This window comes from Cellulomonas sp. GbtcB1 (genome assembly GCF_019091725.1).
Lineage (GTDB): Bacteria > Actinomycetota > Actinomycetes > Actinomycetales > Cellulomonadaceae > Cellulomonas.
In genome coordinates, this window is record NZ_JAGXJG010000111.1 from 1 (window position 1) to 2745 (window position 2745).

General features: G+C 75.4%; 2 protein-coding genes and 1 pseudogene. All 3 read left to right on the plus strand.

The features are described from left to right. Positions 1-223, plus strand: a pseudogene (locus tag KVT14_RS19905) (hypothetical protein); the annotation flags it as partial. After that, the gene (locus KVT14_RS19910; protein WP_254631376.1) at positions 220-1254 is read left to right on the plus strand and encodes a hypothetical protein; all 1035 of its coding nucleotides are present in this window, start codon (positions 220-222) and stop codon (positions 1252-1254) included. The pseudogene KVT14_RS19905 and the gene KVT14_RS19910, both read left to right, overlap by 4 nt. Before the next feature lie 36 nt (positions 1255-1290). Then, complete coding sequence (locus KVT14_RS19915; RefSeq protein WP_217617248.1) at positions 1291-2229, plus strand: tetratricopeptide repeat protein; 939 nt, start codon at positions 1291-1293, stop codon at positions 2227-2229. The last annotated feature ends 516 nt before the right edge of the window (positions 2230-2745 follow it).

A 2745-nucleotide genomic window follows, 5' to 3' on the forward strand; every position in this document is an offset into this window, starting at 1 on the left:
GGCGTCGCCGCCCGCTGCCCCGCGCGTCCCGGGCGCTCCGACGCCCTCCGCGCCCGCGCAGCGTCCGGGGGCCGCGCCCGGCGGGCCCGGTGCGGCCGCCGAGGACGACGCCGCCACCCGCGCCCAGCGCGCGGACGCCTGGCGTCGCATGTGGGGGTTCCCCAGCACCGACGAGGGCGCCGCCACCCCGCAGGACGACGACACCCCGGAGGAGGGCCGATGACCGCACGCACCACGGGGCACCGCCCCGGCACCGCGCGGCTGCGCCGCCGTCTGGCCTGCACGGCGGTCGCCGTCGTCGCGGCCCTGGGTCTGGCGGCCTGCGCCAACCCGGTGCCGGAGCCGACGCCCGACGCCGTGCCGGCGGTCCCGCCGCCGGCACTGACCGTCGCCCAGTCGACCGACGTGCTCGACCAGGTCGGGACGGTCCTCGCGGCCGGGGACGAGGCGCTCGACGCCTCGGGTCTCGGCGCCCGGCTCGTCGGGCCGGCGCTCGCGATCCGCTCGGCGGAGTACGTCCGCGCCACCGCGACCAACGGCGAACGTCCTCCGGTCGTGATCCCGACGACCGCGCAGACGACGATCACCCCCGACACCACCAGCTGGCCGCGGACGCAGATGGTCGTGACCACGCAGCCCGACGACCTGCAGGCGCCGCTGCTGCTCGTCCTGATGCAGGACGGCCCGCGGGACCCGTACCGGCTGTGGAGCTGGGCACGGCTCGGACCGTCGGTGCAGATGCCGCCGACGGCCACGCCCGAGGAGGGCAGCGAGCCGGTAGCCGCCGACGACGGCACGTCGCTGCTGCTGTCGCCGACCGAGGCGATGGCGCAGTACGCGGACGTGCTCACCAACGGCGACGCGTCCGCTGCCGCGGCGACCTTCCCGGCCGACTTCTTCCGCACCGCGATCACCGAGGCGCGGAACCAGACCACTGCGAGCCTGCAGGCGGTCGCGACCGTCGCCGAGACGGTCTCCCCGGAGGCGGGTGCGGTGACCGCGCTGCGCACCGCCGACGGCGGGGCGATCGTGGTCGGTCAGCTGACGACGGTCACCACCGTCACGCTGTCCCAGGGCAGCATCACGCTGAACGACCCGTTCGACGCCGCCCTCGCCGGCAAGGGCAGCGTGTCGAGCAACCTGGTCCGGACCTGGACCGACGTGGTAGCGATGTACGTGCCCCCGGCGGGTGGCGCGCAGCAGGTGACCGTGCTGGCGGCGGAGCACGCCCGCACGGCGGTCACCGGTGAGTGATGACGTGAGAGCACGCGAGAGCAGGAGCACTTCGGCATGAGCCAGAACCCGGCCCACGAGCCGCGCCTCAACGTGCGCGGGGCGGTCGACCTCTCCGGGCTCGGGCGCCCGGCCACCCCCGCGCCCGGCACCCCGGGCGGGCTGCCGACGCCGGGGCCGTACACGGTCGACGTCGACACCGAGGGCTTCCCGGCCCTGGTGCAGTCCTCGACCCAGCACCCGGTCGTCGTCCTGCTGTGGGCGTCGTGGAGCGAGACCAGCATCAACCTCGCCCGCGACCTCGGGGCGCTCGCCGACCAGTACGGCGGGCGACTCCTCCTCGCGCGGATCGACTCCGAGGCGAACCCGCAGGTCGCCGCCGCGTTCCAGACGCAGTCGGTCCCGGCCGTCGTCGCCGTGCTGGCGGGCCAGCCGCTGCCGCTGTTCCAGGGCGCACCGCCGGCCGACCAGGTGCGGGGCGTGCTCGACCAGGTCCTCGAGGCCGCCGCCGCCAACGGCATCACGGGCACGGTCGCGGCCCAGGAGGCGGAGCCGGCGCCGGCCGAGCCCGAGGAGCCGCCGCTCCCGCCGCTGCACCAGGAGGCGTACGACGCGATCGAGCGCGACGACCTGCCGGCCGCGGCCGCTGCCTACGAGCAGGCGCTCAAGGAGAACCCCCGCGACGACATGGCGCGCGCGGGTCTGGCGCAGGTCGGGCTGCTGAGCCGGACCCGGGACGTCGACCTCGCCGAGGTGCGCAAGGCGGCCGCCGATGCCCCGTCCGACGTGGACGCGCAGCTGGCGGTGGCGGACGTCGACGTGCTGGGCGGCCAGATCGAGGACGCGTTCGCGCGGCTCGTCGACACCGTCCGCGTCACGTCCGGCCCGGACCGCGAGCGGATCCGGGTGCGGCTCGTCGAGCTGTTCGACGTCGTCGGCGCCGAGGACCCGCGGGTCGCGGCCGCGCGCCGCGCGCTCGCGAGCGCGCTGTACTGACTCCAGGCCGCCGGCCCCTTCCGGGTGGGGGAGCGCGGCGACCGCCGACCGGGCCCGTCCGACCTCCGTGGTCGGGCGGGCCCGCGTCGTCCCGCCGGCGCGCCGCGGCGGACCGGCCGGAGGAACGCCGCAGGTGGGGGCGGGGATCGGGGGTGACCGCCGTCACGGCATCCCGAGTTGACGGTCCCTGCGGCCCGTGCGTAATGTTCTTCTTCGTCGCCCGGCAGGGAGGAACGGACACCGAGGATCAACCCGGTGGCTGGTCCCGCGGACGACCACCCCCCTGGTACGGCCTGAACGGGACGCATGAGCCCAGACATCGCCGCGCCGCGGGACGATCCACGAGGATCGGGACGGTCCACACGGACTTGACCGGCCGGAGCGGATCGGATAAGTTTGAACGGTTGCCTCCGGTCAGGAGCTCGCAAGAGCGAACGAAGGATGCGCGTCTGTTCTTTGAGAACTCAACAGTGTGCCTAGTAGTTGATGCCAAGATGGTTCATCGGCTCGGGTGGC